Source organism: Pseudosulfitobacter koreensis, from assembly GCF_024733015.1.
In the GTDB taxonomy this organism is placed as follows: Bacteria; Pseudomonadota; Alphaproteobacteria; order Rhodobacterales; family Rhodobacteraceae; genus Pseudosulfitobacter; species Pseudosulfitobacter koreensis.
In genome coordinates, this window is record NZ_JANKJG010000002.1 from 92,979 (window position 1) to 106,878 (window position 13,900).

General features: G+C 63.8%; 16 protein-coding genes. 12 read left to right on the top strand and 4 right to left on the bottom strand.

The features are described 5' to 3' along the window. Nucleotides 1-93: 93 nt before the first annotated feature. The 4 genes from NTA49_RS03550 to tpiA all read left to right on the top strand — a co-directional run bounded on the left by NTA49_RS03550 (nucleotide 94) and on the right by tpiA (nucleotide 2,717). On the top strand, nucleotides 94-705 hold the full coding sequence (locus tag NTA49_RS03550) for a hypothetical protein (RefSeq protein WP_258293279.1): 612 nt from the start codon (nucleotides 94-96) through the stop codon (nucleotides 703-705). Between the two features lie 69 nt (nucleotides 706-774). Then, complete coding sequence (locus NTA49_RS03555) at nucleotides 775-1,431, top strand: hypothetical protein (RefSeq protein WP_258293280.1); 657 nt, start codon at nucleotides 775-777, stop codon at nucleotides 1,429-1,431. A 51-nt stretch (nucleotides 1,432-1,482) separates the two neighbouring features. Continuing rightward, the gene (locus NTA49_RS03560; RefSeq protein ID WP_258293281.1) at nucleotides 1,483-1,863 is read left to right on the top strand and encodes a HesB/IscA family protein; all 381 of its coding nucleotides are present in this window, start codon (nucleotides 1,483-1,485) and stop codon (nucleotides 1,861-1,863) included. A gap of 101 nt (nucleotides 1,864-1,964) precedes the next feature. Continuing rightward, nucleotides 1,965-2,717: a triose-phosphate isomerase gene (gene tpiA / locus NTA49_RS03565; RefSeq protein WP_258293282.1), complete on the top strand. Its 753-nt coding sequence runs from the start codon at nucleotides 1,965-1,967 to the stop codon at nucleotides 2,715-2,717. A 48-nt stretch (nucleotides 2,718-2,765) separates the two neighbouring features. Here tpiA and NTA49_RS03570 read toward each other — a convergent pair whose 3' ends face one another. Then, entirely contained in the window at nucleotides 2,766-3,005 is a 240-nt protein-coding gene (locus NTA49_RS03570; RefSeq protein WP_258293283.1) for a hypothetical protein, read from the bottom strand. Here NTA49_RS03570 and NTA49_RS03575 point away from each other — a divergent pair. Next, nucleotides 3,004-4,170, top strand: coding sequence for a cytochrome P450 (locus NTA49_RS03575; RefSeq protein ID WP_258293284.1), 1,167 nt, complete (start codon nucleotides 3,004-3,006; stop codon nucleotides 4,168-4,170). The genes NTA49_RS03570 and NTA49_RS03575 overlap by 2 nt on opposite strands. Here NTA49_RS03575 and NTA49_RS03580 read toward each other — a convergent pair. Next, a complete protein-coding gene (locus NTA49_RS03580) occupies nucleotides 4,165-4,626 on the bottom strand; it encodes an Lrp/AsnC family transcriptional regulator (protein ID WP_258293285.1) in 462 nt (153 codons plus the stop codon). The two genes, NTA49_RS03575 and NTA49_RS03580, sit on opposite strands and share 6 nt — an antisense overlap. Nucleotides 4,627-4,772: 146 nt before the next feature. Between NTA49_RS03580 and cysG the strand changes: the two genes are divergently transcribed. The 6 genes from cysG to NTA49_RS03610 all read left to right on the top strand — a co-directional run bounded on the left by cysG (nucleotide 4,773) and on the right by NTA49_RS03610 (nucleotide 10,286). Continuing rightward, nucleotides 4,773-6,167: a siroheme synthase CysG gene (cysG, locus tag NTA49_RS03585; protein WP_258293286.1), complete on the top strand. Its 1,395-nt coding sequence runs from the start codon at nucleotides 4,773-4,775 to the stop codon at nucleotides 6,165-6,167. Next, nucleotides 6,167-6,466: a DUF2849 domain-containing protein gene (locus NTA49_RS03590; RefSeq protein WP_258293287.1), complete on the top strand. Its 300-nt coding sequence runs from the start codon at nucleotides 6,167-6,169 to the stop codon at nucleotides 6,464-6,466. Before cysG ends, NTA49_RS03590 begins: the two co-directional genes overlap by 1 nt. After that, nucleotides 6,466-8,133, top strand: a complete 1,668-nt coding sequence (locus NTA49_RS03595; RefSeq protein ID WP_258293288.1) for a nitrite/sulfite reductase — start codon at nucleotides 6,466-6,468, stop codon at nucleotides 8,131-8,133. The genes NTA49_RS03590 and NTA49_RS03595 overlap by 1 nt, the downstream gene beginning before the upstream one ends. 15 nt (nucleotides 8,134-8,148) lie before the next feature. Next, nucleotides 8,149-8,919 carry a phosphoadenylyl-sulfate reductase gene (locus NTA49_RS03600; protein ID WP_258293289.1) on the top strand — a complete coding sequence of 257 codons (771 nt, stop codon included), beginning with the start codon at nucleotides 8,149-8,151 and terminating at the stop codon, nucleotides 8,917-8,919. Then, the gene (locus tag NTA49_RS03605; RefSeq protein ID WP_258293290.1) at nucleotides 8,916-9,353 is read left to right on the top strand and encodes a DUF934 domain-containing protein; all 438 of its coding nucleotides are present in this window, start codon (nucleotides 8,916-8,918) and stop codon (nucleotides 9,351-9,353) included. Before NTA49_RS03600 ends, NTA49_RS03605 begins: the two co-directional genes overlap by 4 nt. A 75-nt stretch (nucleotides 9,354-9,428) precedes the next feature. Next, nucleotides 9,429-10,286 carry a ferredoxin--NADP reductase gene (locus NTA49_RS03610; protein WP_258293291.1) on the top strand — a complete coding sequence of 286 codons (858 nt, stop codon included), beginning with the start codon at nucleotides 9,429-9,431 and terminating at the stop codon, nucleotides 10,284-10,286. 83 nt (nucleotides 10,287-10,369) lie between these two features. On the opposite strand, the gene NTA49_RS03615 is transcribed toward NTA49_RS03610, so the two are convergent. Beyond that, nucleotides 10,370-11,053 (bottom strand): hypothetical protein, encoded by a 684-nt coding sequence (locus NTA49_RS03615; RefSeq protein WP_258293292.1) that lies wholly within the window; start codon nucleotides 11,051-11,053, stop codon nucleotides 10,370-10,372. 291 nt (nucleotides 11,054-11,344) lie between these two features. Here NTA49_RS03615 and infC point away from each other — a divergent pair, with 291 nt between their 5' ends. After that, nucleotides 11,345-11,809, top strand: coding sequence for a translation initiation factor IF-3 (gene infC / locus NTA49_RS03620; protein ID WP_332844277.1), 465 nt, complete (start codon nucleotides 11,345-11,347; stop codon nucleotides 11,807-11,809). A 78-nt stretch (nucleotides 11,810-11,887) separates the two neighbouring features. Here the strand turns inward: infC and NTA49_RS03625 are convergent, their stop codons facing one another. Beyond that, nucleotides 11,888-13,783, bottom strand: coding sequence for an OmpA family protein (locus tag NTA49_RS03625; RefSeq protein ID WP_258293293.1), 1,896 nt, complete (start codon nucleotides 13,781-13,783; stop codon nucleotides 11,888-11,890). Nucleotides 13,784-13,900 lie beyond the last annotated feature (117 nt).

A 13,900-nucleotide genomic window follows, 5' to 3' on the forward strand; every position in this document is an offset into this window, starting at 1 on the left:
CGCCCACGCCGTCTTTTTTCGCCCGCGCCCGCTCCCGGCAGTTGCAAGGTCGCGGATTTGCCCGCACAAACGTCGGCAAAGAGGACCTTGCCCATGCCGCACCTGGCCGTTCTGACCGGAGATATCGTCAAATCCTCCACCCTGCCTGCGGGCGGGCTGGCGCAGATATTCGACGGCTTGGACGCAGCCGCCGCCGCTTTGTCAGGCTGGCAGGATCAGGCCCCGCACCTGACCCGCGCACGCGGCGACAGCTGGCAGGCGGTCTGCGCCGCCCCCTTTGCCTTTCGCGCTGCTCTGGCCTTTCGTGCGGGCGTGCGGATGACGGGCAAGGGCCACGACACCCGCATCGGTCTGGCCATCGGCGATGGCACGGTAAATGGCACAGGCACCGATCTGGCCGATGCCGATGGCCCGGCCTTCGTGGCGTCCGGCCGCGCGCTGGACGAAATGGCGCGCACCGCGCGGCTGTCCACGAACCTCGCACCCGCAACGCTGCGCGCCGCCCTGCCCCTTGCCGATCACATCAGCAGCCGCTGGACCGTGCGACAGGCTCAGATCGCATTGGCTTCGCTGGCCGTGCCGACACCCACGCAGGATGCGCTGGCCGACCACTTCGAGGTCAGCCGCCAGACGATCCACAGGCTGCAAGACACTGCTGGCATCCGGGCCCTGGTCGAGGTTTGCGAGATGCTGGAACATGGCTGACCCCACAAAAAGCAGCCATATTCGGCTGCACACCGCAATAGCAGCCATATTCGGCTGCTTTAACCTCCCATGATCGACACCGCACTGGCCCTCACCCTGGCGTGGTTGCTGGCATTTCACCTGCTCCGTGGCCCGCTGGCCCTGCGCGCAACTGTCGTCTTTGCGTTGGCTTGGGCAGCCTTGGGCGGTGCCGCGCATGTGGCGGCGGCAGCGGCACTGGGCCATGTCGCAGTCGCAATGGCGTCCACGCGCATGCCTGTCAGCCTCTGGGCCTATCTTGGCGCGCAACTGGCGCATCTTGCGGTGATCCTTGCCGCCGTGCTGTGGCTGCCCGAAGCCTTTGCGGGCGGTCTATGGGCAGGCCACGCGCCCGCATTGCGCGCCCCGGCGGTGCTTCTGGGCGGTCTGATGGCCGCGACCCTGCTGGGCGGCCCCGCCGTGGGTCTGCTGATGGCCCCCTGGCGCGCGGCGGCACAGATCGAGGGGCTGGACAATGCGGGCCGCATCATCGGCCTGATGGAGCGCGCGCTGATCTACCTGATGGTGATGATCGGAGAGCCGACCGGCATCGGCTTTCTGATCGCGGCCAAATCTATCCTGCGATTCGAAACCGCGTCGCGCGACCAGAAGGCCAGCGAATACGTGATTATCGGCACCCTCGCGTCCTTCGGCTGGGCGCTGGCATGGGGGTTTGCCGCACAAAGCCTGATCGCGACCCTGCGATAGCTTGAGATTGCGACGCACAACCCCTACATTGTGGCCAAAGGAGTTCTGTTTATGTTTTCCATTCCCGGCAAGCAGGCCGTCACAATCACCCCCCGCGCCGCAGCGCAGATTGCCAAACTGATGGCAGCCGACGGTCACAAGGGGCTGCGCATCGGCGTCAAGAAGGGCGGCTGTGCAGGCATGGAATACACCATGGAATATGTGAACGAACAGGACCCCAACGACGAGGCTGTCGAACAGGACGGCGCGCGGGTGCTGATCGCGCCGATGGCGCAGATGTTCCTCTTCGGCACCGAGATCGACTACGAAACCTCGCTGCTGGAATCGAGCTTCAAGTTCAACAACCCTAACGTGACCGAAGCCTGCGGTTGCGGGGAATCGATCAAGTTCGCGGACCCCGAGGAAATGGCCGAGCATCTGGTCAAAGGCTGACAGCGCTTTCTAGGCGATTTCCCCTGCAAAAGCCCACGTTGCCCGCCCCGTGCCGCGATGCTAGCCTCGTGTCAAAGCACTCATGAACAGGCGGGATGACGATGCGGCGCAAGATGGCAGCAGGCAACTGGAAGATGAACGGCGACAGCGCCGCCCTGGGCGTGATCTCGGAACTCGCAACCACACATTCGGGCTCGACAGACACCGACATCGTGATCTGTCCGCCTGCCCCGCTGCTGTTTCGTGCCAGCGAGATTGCCCGCGACAGCGCCCTGACCATTGGCGCGCAGGATTGCCACAGTGCCGCGTCAGGCGCCCATACCGGCGACATCTCCGCCCCGATGATCGCCGACACCGGAGCCACCCATGTGATCGTGGGCCATTCGGAACGCCGCGATGCCTGCGGTGAAAGTGACAGCGATGTACGCGCCAAGACCATGGCCGCCTGGGATGCCGGTCTGACCGCGATCCTGTGCATCGGAGAAAGCGCGGCTGACCGCGAGGCAGGCAAGACGCTGGACGTGATCGCGGGCCAATTGAAAGGCTCGATGCCGGACGATGCCACGGGCGACAGGCTGGTCATCGCCTACGAGCCGATCTGGGCGATCGGCACCGGCGCCGTCGCCACCACCAAGCAGATCGACGAGGTGCACGATTTCATCCGCGCCCATCTGGTCGAACGGCTGGGCGACGCCGCAGGCAACGCAATCCGGCTGCTCTATGGCGGCTCGGTCAAACCGGCGAATGCGGCCGAGATCTTCAAATGCGGCAACGTCGACGGTGCGCTGGTCGGCGGTGCCAGTCTGAAGGCTGCGGATTTCACACCCATCATCCGCGCCCTGGTCGACAGCTGACAAAAAAGGCCGCGACGCAAGTTGCGCGTAGCCTTTTCCTCAGACTTTTCAAACCGCTACAACGTGATAATCGAGTTTGCCGGGATATAGGTGATCAGGATCAGGAACCCCGTAGGTACCCTCGGTCATCGCATCCACCGCTGTCGGAATAGCGCGCCACGGCAACCGCATGTCGGACAGGATCACCCCGTCGAAATCCAGCCCGATATGGTATGGAACGGGTTGAACACCGCAGTTCACCAACGTCGGCCTTGCAAAGACCAGAGCCGCGCTATCATGTGCCCCCATGATAACACTTGACCAATCCCCGCTCGACCCCGCCTTCGTGCAGGACCCCTACACGTTCTACGACACCGCCCGTGCCACCGGGCCGGTGCTTTACTGGAGCGACTACGGGATGCTGGCCGCCTTCGACCATGCGACCGTACACGCGCTGCTGCGCGACAAACGGCTGGGGCGCGAGATACCGGACGAGCTGCGGATGCCGGTGCCGGATCACCTGAGGGATTTCTACGCGGTCGAAGAACACTCGATGCTGGAACACGAACCGCCCCGCCACACCGAATTGCGCGGTCTGGTGCTGCGCGCGTTCACGTCCCGGCGGATCGCAGCGCTGCAAGGCGACATCGAAGAAATCTGTGCCGATCTGATTGCCGAATTCCCCAAAGATGCCGATTTCGACCTGATCCCCGCCTATTGCACCGAAGTGCCGGTGCGCGTCATCGCCCGCCTGCTGGGCGTCCCAGAGGACATGGGCCCCGACCTGCTGCGCTGGTCCGGGGCGATGGTGGCGATGTATCAGGCGGGCCGCGACCGCGAAATCGAGGACGCGGCCAACACCGCCGCACGCGAGTTTTCGAAATTTCTGCGCAGCTATATCGACGCACGCCGCAACGATCCGCGCGATGATCTGATCACGCAGCTGATCGCAGCCGAGGAAGACGGCCAGAAGCTGAGCACCCAAAGCCTGATCGGCACCTGCGTCCTGTTGCTGAACGCGGGCCACGAGGCGACGGTGCACTCATTGGGCAATGCCGTGCACGCGCTGCTGCACAACACAGTGCCCGCGATCACGCCACAGGTGGTCGAGGAAGTGCTGCGCTATGATCCGCCCCTGCACATGTTCACGCGCTATGCCTACGAAGAGGTACAAGTCGGCGACCAGACGCTCTACCCCGGCGATCAGGTGGCGTTGATGCTGGGCGCTGCGGGGCGCGATCCGAACGTATATCCAGCCCCCGAACGCTTCGATCCCGACCGCAAGGCGACGCCGCATCTGGCTTTTGGCGGCGGCATGCACTTTTGCGTCGGCGCGCCGCTGGCGCGGCTGGAAATGCAGGTGGCGCTAAGTGCGCTGTTCGACGCCTGCCCCGACCTGCAGGAAACCAGCGCCCCCCGCTATGCCGACAGCTACCACTTTCACAAGCTGGAGCAGCTGATGGTGCACCTATAACGGCAGCATCGTGGTCGATTTGATCTCTTCCATCGACAGCAGCGCCGTGACGTTGTGCACCTTCACCTCGGAAATCAGCGCCTGATAGAACATGTCATAGGCCCGCGCGTTCTTCACCCGGACCTTCAGGATATAGTCGATATCGCCCGCCAGCCGGTGCGCTTCCTGTACCTCGGGGCGGTCCTTCAGCGCCTTGAGGAACTTGGCCTGCCAGTCGGCTTCATGCTCCGACGTGCGGATCAGCACAAAGAAACAGGCCTCGAACCCCAGCGCCTCGGCGTCCAGAAACACCGTGTGCTGACCGATCACGCCACCATCGCGCAATTTGCGAATCCGGTTCCACACCGGCGTCTTGGAACTGCCCACCGCTTTGGCGATATCGTCCAGCGACTGGCTGGCATCGCGTTGCAGTTCCGCCAAAATCTTCCGGTCCGTGTCGTCGATGCGAACAGTCATTCGCGCATTCCTCTCTTGTCAGTACAGGCGTTCCCTTTGCACTGCAGTCTGGAACGCATGTCCTTATCTGCGCGAGCATATGGCGTCATTGGGGGAATATTTCCTATATAGAAGGTCAAGTCAACGAAGCACGGGATCGCAGCGCCATGAACCATTTTCCGATCTTTCTGGCCACCGAAGGCCGCAGCATCGTCCTTTCGGGCGGTGGAGAGGCGGCCCTGGCCAAGCTGCGCCTGCTGATGAAATCCCAAGCGACGATCCACGTCTTTGCCGCCAACCCCGATGCGCAGATCGAAACATGGGCGTCCGAGGGCAAGCTGGTCCTGCACCGCCGCGCCTTGCAGCAGTGCGATACGATCGGCGCGGCACTTTTCTATGCCGCCGACGAAGACGACGCCGAAGATGCCCGCACCGCGGCCATCGCCAAGACCAGCGGCGCGCTGGTCAACATCGTCGACAACCTGCACGACAGCGAATTCATCACCCCCGCCATCGTCGACCGCGATCCCGTCACCGTGGCCATCGGCACCGAAGGGGCCGCCCCCGTGCTCGCCCGCGCGATCAAGGCCGATCTGGAAGAACGTCTGCCCACCACGCTGGGCACGCTGGCGCGGATCGGCAAGGCGTTTCGCGGTGCCGCCGACGCCCTGCCCTTTGGCCGCCCGCGCCGCGATTTCTGGCGCGACTACTATTTCACATCTGGCCCCCGCGCGATGGCGGGTGGCGAAGATGCCGTGCGCCCCGCACTGGACGATCTGCTTGAGACCCATCTGGCCCGCACCGCCCGCGAGGGTCACGTCGCATTCGTCGGCGCAGGCCCCGGCGATCCTGAACTGCTGACGCTGAAAGCCCGTCGCGCCCTCGACGAGGCCGACGTGGTCATCCACGACCGCCTGATCAGCAAGGCCATCCTGGAACTGGCCCGCCGCGAGGCGGTGATGATCGACGCAGGCAAGGAAGGCTTCGGCCCCTCGATGACCCAGAGCGACATCAACGCGCTGATCGTCGAACATGCCCGCAGCGGCGCGCAGGTGGTGCGGCTGAAATCGGGCGATGCAACCGTCTTTGGCCGTCTCGACGAAGAGATCGACGCCGTCAGTGACGCACAGATCAGCTGGCACATCGTGCCGGGGATCACCTCGGCCTCTGCCGCCGTGGCCGCCATCGGGCAAAGCCTGACCAAACGCAACCGCAACTCGTCGGTGCGATTCCTGACAGGCCACGACATGAAGGGCTTTGCCGATCACGACTGGAGCGCCCTGGCGCGCCCCGGCGAAGTCGCCGCGATCTACATGGGCAAGAAATCCGCGCGCTTCATTCAGGGCCGCCTGATGATGCACGGCGCCGACCGCGCCACGCCTGTCACCCTGATCGAAAACGCCTCGCGCCCCGAACAGCGGATCGTCGGCACCACGCTGGCCGACCTGCCGCAAACCTTGACGGATGCCGACATGACCGGCCCCGCCCTCATGTTCTACGGCCTCGCCCCGCGCGCGGCCGCCGCCCAACCCATCGCTCAAATACTGCAAGAGGCCCTGTGATGCCCAAACCGTTTACACCCAAAGTCGTCACCGCCAACCACCTGCTGCTGGGCGACGTGATCTATCAGACCCGCGACGGCTGGACCCGCCAGCTGGCCGAGGCCGAGGTGCTGACAGACGAGGCCCACGCCGACCTGCGCCTGATCGAGGCCGCACAGCAAACCGGCGAAGTCGTCGGTGCCTATCTGGCCGACGTCGACACCTCGAACGGTACCCCCGCACCCGCCCACTTCCGCGAGGACTTCCGCGCCAAGGGCCCCTCGAATTATGCCCACGGCAAGCAAACGGAGCTGAACTGATGTATACCTATACCGATTTCGACGCCGCCTTTGTGGCCGAGCGCAACCGCCAGTTCCGCGCGCAGGTCGAACGCCGCGTGGACGGCAGCCTGACCGAAGACGAGTTCAAGCCCCTGCGCCTGATGAACGGTCTCTATCTGCAACTGCACGCCTACATGCTGCGCGTGGCCGTGCCCTACGGCACGCTCTCCAGCCGTCAGATGGACCAGCTCGCCTACCTCGCCGAGAAATGGGACAAGGGCTATGGCCACTTCACCACGCGCCAGAACATCCAGTACAACTGGCCCAAGCTGGCGGACGTGCCCGACATGCTCGACGCGCTGGCCGAGGTGCAGATGCACGCGATCCAGACCTCGGGCAACACCATCCGCAACGTGACGGCAGACCACTTCGCCGGTGCCGCCGCGGACGAGGTCGCCGATCCGCGCCCCGTCGCCGAACTGGTGCGCCAGTGGTCGACCGACCACCCCGAATTTCAGTTCATGCCGCGCAAGTTCAAGGTCGCCGTGACCGGTGCCGAAAATGACCGCGCCGTGATCCGCGCCCATGACATCGGCCTGCGCATCCTCGAGCGCGATGGCGTGATCGGCTACGAAGTGCTGGTGGGCGGCGGTCTGGGCCGCACCCCGATGATCGGCAAGGTGCTGCACGACTTCCTGCCCGAAGAAGACCTGCTGCCCTATCTGGAAAGCATCGTCAGCGTCTGGAACGAGATCGGCCGCCGCGACAACAAGTACAAGGCCCGGATCAAGATCACCGTGCACGAGGTCGGCCTGGAAGAGATCCGTCGTCTGGTCGAGGAGCGCTTTGAACTGGTGAAACCCAGCTTTGCAGGCGTCGACCAGGACCACTTTGCCCGCATCAAGGCCCAGTTCGAAGCCCCTGATTTCGTGCAGAAATCCGTCGGTCCCTTCAACGAGAAATACAACGACGACCCGATCTTTCGCGCCTGGGCCGACACCAACCTGACCGCGCACCGCGCCGAAGGCTACAGCATCGTGTCGATTTCGCTCAAGGCGCACGGTGCCACGCCGGGCGACGCCACAGCCGAGCAGATGCGCGTGATGGCCGACCTGGCGCGCAAGTACGGCCACGACGAGCTGCGCGTCAGCCACGAGCAAAACATAATCCTGCCCCACGTCCACCGCTCCGATCTACCTGCGGTGCATGCCGCGCTGAAACAGCATGGCCTCGCCACCGCCAACATCAACCTGATCTCGGACATCATCGCCTGCCCCGGCATGGATTATTGCGCGCTGGCCACCGCCCGCTCGATCCCCATCGCACAGGAAATCGCCACCCGCTTCGACGACCTCAAGCTGGAACACGACATCGGCGAGCTCAAGATCAAGATCTCGGGTTGCATCAACGCCTGCGGCCACCACCACGTGGGCCACATCGGCATCCTGGGGCTCGACCGTGCGGGCGTGGAAAACTACCAGATCACGCTCGGCGGTGACCACACCCAGACCGCAGCCATCGGCGAGCGCGCAGGCCCCGGCTTTTCCGCCGACGCCATCGTGCCCGCCATCGAACGTCTGGTCGATGCCTACCTTGACCACCGCGAGGACCGCTCGGAGACGTTCCTGCAAACCTATCGCCGCCTCGGGATGGCACCGTTCAAGGCCGCCCTCTACCCCGAAGCCAAATCTGTCGCGGCCGAGTAAGGTCAGGTGAAACCCATGCTTCATCTTGCAAAGCAAACTCTCCCCGAAGGGCCGGTTCCCACGGACCTGCACCTTCAGGCAGAGGCGCTGAACGACCGGCTGCGCCATCACGGCGCGACGGACGTGCTGCGCGCGGCAGTGAACGAGGTCGAGGGCCTCGCCCTCGTCTCCAGCTTCGGCGCGGAATCGGTGGTGCTCTTGCACCTCGTGGCGATGGTCGATCCATCGGTGCCGGTGCTCTTCATCGACACCGAGATGCTCTTCACCGAAACGCTGGTCTACCAGCAGGAGGTCGCGGAGCGGCTGCACCTCAAGGATCTGCGCATCATCAAGGCCGCCGAGAACGAGGTCTCCTTCGAGGACCCCGACGGCACCCTGCACCAGTTCGACACCGACGCCTGCTGCGCGCTGCGCAAGACGCGCCCCCTGCAAAAGGCGCTGGCGCAGCACGGCGGCTGGATCACGGGTCGCAAGCGCTATCAGTCCGGCCAGCGCGCCGAGCTGGAGTTCTTCGAGGTCGAGGACGCAGCCACAGGTCCACGCATCAAGGTCAATCCGCTGGCCCGCTGGAACCCCGAGGACGTGCGCGAATACATGATCGAAAACCGCCTGCCGCGTCACCCGCTGGTGGCCCAAGGCTATCCGTCCATCGGCTGCGCGCCCTGCACCTCGCCCGTGGCCGAAGGCGAAGACCCCCGCGCCGGACGCTGGCGGAACTCACAAAAGGACGAATGCGGCATCCATTTCGTGGATGGCAAGATGGTCCGCACAGGAGCGAAACAATGAGCATTATCGTGACCGACACCGGCTTTGGCCCCGACACCTGGGATGCGGGCTATACCGCGTTCGCCGAGGCCACAGGCGACGAAAACACCAACGACGTGACCGCCCTCGATGTCCCCAGCGACACCAATCATGCCGACATCACCCTCTCGCCCGGCCTCAAGATGGTGCGCATCGACTTTCCGTCCTCTGCGGACGGACGCGGCTTTACCATCGCACGGATGCTGCGGCTGCGCGGCTACACGGGCCGTCTGCGCGCGCGCGGTCACGTGATCGCCGATCAATACGCGATGGCGCGCCGCTGCGGCTTTGACGAGGTCGAGATCAGCCAGTCGCTGGCTGCACGCCAGCCCGAAGATCAGTGGCAGTTCCGCGCCGACTGGCAGGCCCATGATTATCAGGCCCGCCTGCGTGGCCAGACCAACGCGGCCATCTGACCCCTTTCGCCCGTTCCCCCTCCCCGTTATCAGTGAAGGCACGCGAGACACCAAGATTTGCGTGAACATGAACAAATGACCGAGCAATCCCCCGTGAACCAAGCCGCCGCCGCCAAGGCCCCGACCCTGCCCGATGCCCAGACCGTCACATCGGTGACCCACTGGACTGACCGTCTGTTTTCGTTTCGCGTGACGCGCCCCGCGTCGCTGCGGTTCCGGTCGGGCGAATTCGTGATGATCGGCCTGATGGGCGACCCGCACCCCGAAACCGGCAAGCAAAAACCACTGCTGCGTGCCTATTCGATCGCTTCCCCCGCCTGGGACGACGAGCTGGAGTTCTATTCGATCAAGGTGCCCGACGGCCCGCTGACGTCCAAACTGCAACACATCCAGGTCGGCGACGAGATCATCCTGCGCCCCAAGCCCGTCGGCACGCTGGTGCACGATGCGCTGCTACCCGGCAAACGGTTGTGGTTCTTCTCGACCGGCACCGGCTTTGCGCCCTTCGCATCGCTGCTGCGCGAGCCCGACACATACGAGAAATACGACGAGGTCATCATCACCCACACCTGCCGTGACGTGGCCGAGCTTGCCTATGGCGCCAAGCTGATCGAAGACCTGAAGGCCGACGAGATGATGCACGAGCTGATCGGCACAGAAAACCTGGCCAAGATCCGCTATTATCCGACCACCACCCGTGAACACAGCCCCAAGATGGGCCGCATCACCACCCTGCTGGAAGACGGCACCGTCTTTGCCGATCTGGGCGTGCCCGTCATCTCGCCCGAGACCGACCGCGCGATGGTCTGCGGGTCGCTGGCGTTCAACAAGGACATCCAGGCGCTTATGGAAGGCTATGGCCTGAAAGAGGGCGCCAACAGCGAGCCGGGTGATTACGTGATCGAAAAGGCCTTCGTCGGCGACGGGGTCTGACCCCCAACCAACCGCCGGACATGAAAAAACCGCGCCTCGGATCGGGGCGCGGTTTTCTTTTTGCTCAGCTGAACCGAAAAGGCTTAGAGGCCCATCGCTTCGCGGATCTGGGTCAGAATGATTTCCAGCGCCTGCGGGTTGTCGCGGGCCTTTTCCAGACCATCGCTCAGCAGCTTTTTCTGGATCGTGCCCAGATCGGATTCCTCGATCATCGTGGCCACCCGGTCATAGTCGAACCCCTCGACCGTCAGCGTCTCTGCGGGTGTGGCGGCGTCGACAGATGCATCTGCTGTCGCGTCCACGTTCGCCGCATCAGTATCGGCTGTCGCCGCGGTGTCGGCTGTCGCATCAGCAGTTGCCGCAGGCGCTGTGGCCTCATCTGCCTCTGCCGTCGCGTCTTCGGTCACGACCTCGGCTGGCGCTTCACCGGCGACCATGTTTTCCGCCGCTGCATCAGCATCGGTTGCTGCCTCTTCCATGGCCGCTGCTGCATTATCTGCTGCTTCTTCGGTCGCGGCTGCGGCATCGGCCGCGGCGTCTTCGGTCGCTGTCGCGGCCTCGCCTGCGGCGTCAACCGCATCGGCCACGGCACCTTCGGTGGCCTCTACAGCGGCACCGACACTCTCGGACGCGCTTTCCAGTGCTTCGGGCGCGTTCACCGCATCGGCGGCTTCGGTCGCAACCTCTTGAATGCTGCGGCCAGACCACAACAGATAGCCACCCAGCACCACGGCAGCGGCGACGACGATCCACAACAGATTTTTCATTGTTACTTTCCCTCTATGATTTTACGGTCGGCCCTCTGGCGCCGCCCGGTTCCTTGGCCTTTCAGATGCGCACTGTTTTGCACAGGTGCAAGGGGAATTTCCATGATTTACACCCCTGCGCGCCGTTTTGCGCCTTGAATGCAGCCGGGGGTGCGTCTACTTTGAAGCCTTGACAAATATTGCAATGATCAAAGGACCTTCATCATCGCTCGCAGACCACATAACGCGCCGCCCCAACGAGACACCGGCCCGCGCATCAACGAAAAAATCCGTTCCAACGAAATTCGCCTGATCGGCGCCGAGGGTGAGAATGTGGGTGTCGTGACGCCCGCCCGCGCGATGGCGATGGCCGAAGAGGCCGGTTTGGACCTGGTCGAGATTTCGCCGAATGCCGTGCCGCCCGTGTGCAAGATCATGGATTTCGGCAAGTTCAAGTACGAACAGCAGAAACGCGAGAGCGAAGCGCGCAAGAAGCAGAAGATCATCGAGATCAAAGAGGTCAAGTTCCGTCCCAACACGGATACCAACGACTACGAAGTCAAGATGCGCAACGTGTTCAAGTTTCTCGAAAACGGCGACAAGGTAAAGATTACCCTGCGCTTTCGGGGCCGCGAGATGGCCCACCAGAACCTGGGCCGCGAACTGCTTGAACGTGTCGCCGCAGACACCAAGGACGTCGGCAAGATCGAGAACTTCCCCAAGATGGAAGGCCGCCAGATGGTCATGCTGATAGGGCCGGTCGCCTCCAAGGGCTGATATTTCTTCCAATCATTTCCATAAAATAAGGGCGCTGCATCTCTGCAGCGCCCTTTTTCGTCTCGTATCGCGGCGGCCTTAGCGCAGCAGCGGCGTGACGTTGCGCACGGCGGCACGGCGGTTGGCCCGCTCGGCTGTCTGGGTGCGGATCTTCAACGCGCTCTCGCCGTAACCTTGGGTGACCAGGTTTTCCGGCGGTACGTCGAAATACTCGGTCAGGGCCAGCGCCACGGTCTCGGCACGACGGTCAGAGAGTGCCAGGTTATAGGCATCGTCGCCCACGGCATCCGTGTGACCTTCGATCAGGAAGATCGCACTTGGGTCATCCTCGATCGCATCCACGATCGCGCCGCCCACATCGGCCAGTTCCTCGGCCTGGCTGGCACGGATCGCAGCAGACCCGGTGTCGAACGTCACGCTGTTCAGCTCGATGGTCGGCACCAGCTCGCGCACGGCACGGATTTCACGGACCTGGCTCAGCGAGAATGTGCGACCAACGTCACGTGCACTTTGTGCCGACAGGGCCGAGCGCAGCGCTGCCACATCCGTCGCATCGGTGGCGGTTGCCCGGTTTACATCCTGCGATTCCAGGAACGAAACCGAGACCGGCTCCACATCGCGGGTGTCGTCGATCAACGTGATCTCTGTCCCGTCAGTGCGGCGCAGGAAACGCTCGACCACGGTGCCATCGGCGGATGCGATGGTCACGACCTGGCTGCCATCGGGACGGGTGACGGTGGTGCGCGTCGATCCATCGGCAAAGCTTTCGGTGCGCACGTCCGAACCGGGCTGACGCAGCAGTTCATTGTCGCTTTTCAGCACACGCAGATCACCATCCCGGCGCACGACCACACGGTCGCCCGAGTTCGACACGACTTCGTCGCCATTGTTCAACACGTTGCCAACCACCACGGCACCAAGACCCAGCAGCAGCGCGGTTTCGAACTTGCTCAGACCGCTGTCATCTTCCTCGATGGCGGCTTCGGCGTTGGCACGTGTCTCGAAGTCCTCATCGCTCGACCGGCTGGTTTCCTCGGTGACGGTTTCGACCTGCACCTCTTCAGCTTCGGCGTCTTCCTGTGCGGCACGTGCCTCACGGCGTGCGGCCTGACGCTCTGCCTGACGTTCGGCGCGGCGCTCTTCACGGCGGGCCTCGCGGGCGATTTCCTCTTCGGTCATCTCGGTCTCGGTCGCTTCGGTCTGCTCGGTCGTCGCATCGGCCTCTGCTTCAGCCTGCACTTCGGCCTCGGCATCGGCTTCGGCATCAGCGTCCGGAGTTGCGTCCTGCGTGGTCTCGGTCACCTCTTCCGCTGCCTCCTGCGCCTCTTGCTCAACGCGCTCGGCTTCGGCGGCGACATCCGCCTCGGCATCGGTTGCAGCATTGCCCAATGTCTCCAACGGAGTCTCGGCATCGGCTTCAGCTTCGGCTTCGGCCTGCGCTTCTATTGCAGCGGCGGCATTTGCGTCAGCTTGTGCATCGGCGGCCTCCTGGGCACGTTCAGCCTCCGCTTCGGCCTCCGCCTGGGCATTGGCGGCGGCTTCTGCTTCCGCGGCTTCCGCTGCGGCCTCTGCGGCCTCTGCCTCTGCTGCTTCGGCTGCCTCGGCGGCTTCGGCTTCCGCTGCGGCCTCAGCTTCTGCTGCGGCCTCGGCTTCCGCTTCCGCTGCGGCTTCATCAGCCTCGGCTTGCTGTCTCGCCTGCTCTGCTTCGGCTTCAGCAGCGGCCGCCGCTTCGGTTTCAGCGTTCACATCAGCCTCGGTCTCGGTCTCGGCAGTAGCCTCGGCCTCAGCTTCCTCGGCGACCTCAGCCTCCGCTTCCGTCTCTGCATCAGCACCAACCTCCAGACCGTCCTCGGTCAGCTTCAGGGTGGTCTCACCTTGGGTGTCGCCCTGCGTGATCTGCGCAAAGCTCGGCGCCGGGGCAACCAGTGCCGTGCACAGCATCATCGCGGTTGTACGTTTCAGAATAGATGTCATGTGTTGACCTTTCTCTTTGCGTTTCAAGAACTCCACGCTCTGCGACCTAACGCGAGGCCGCAGGGTTGCGTTCCCCACAAAGGTGGTGCCGAGAGGCGTTGTTATACAATATCAGGC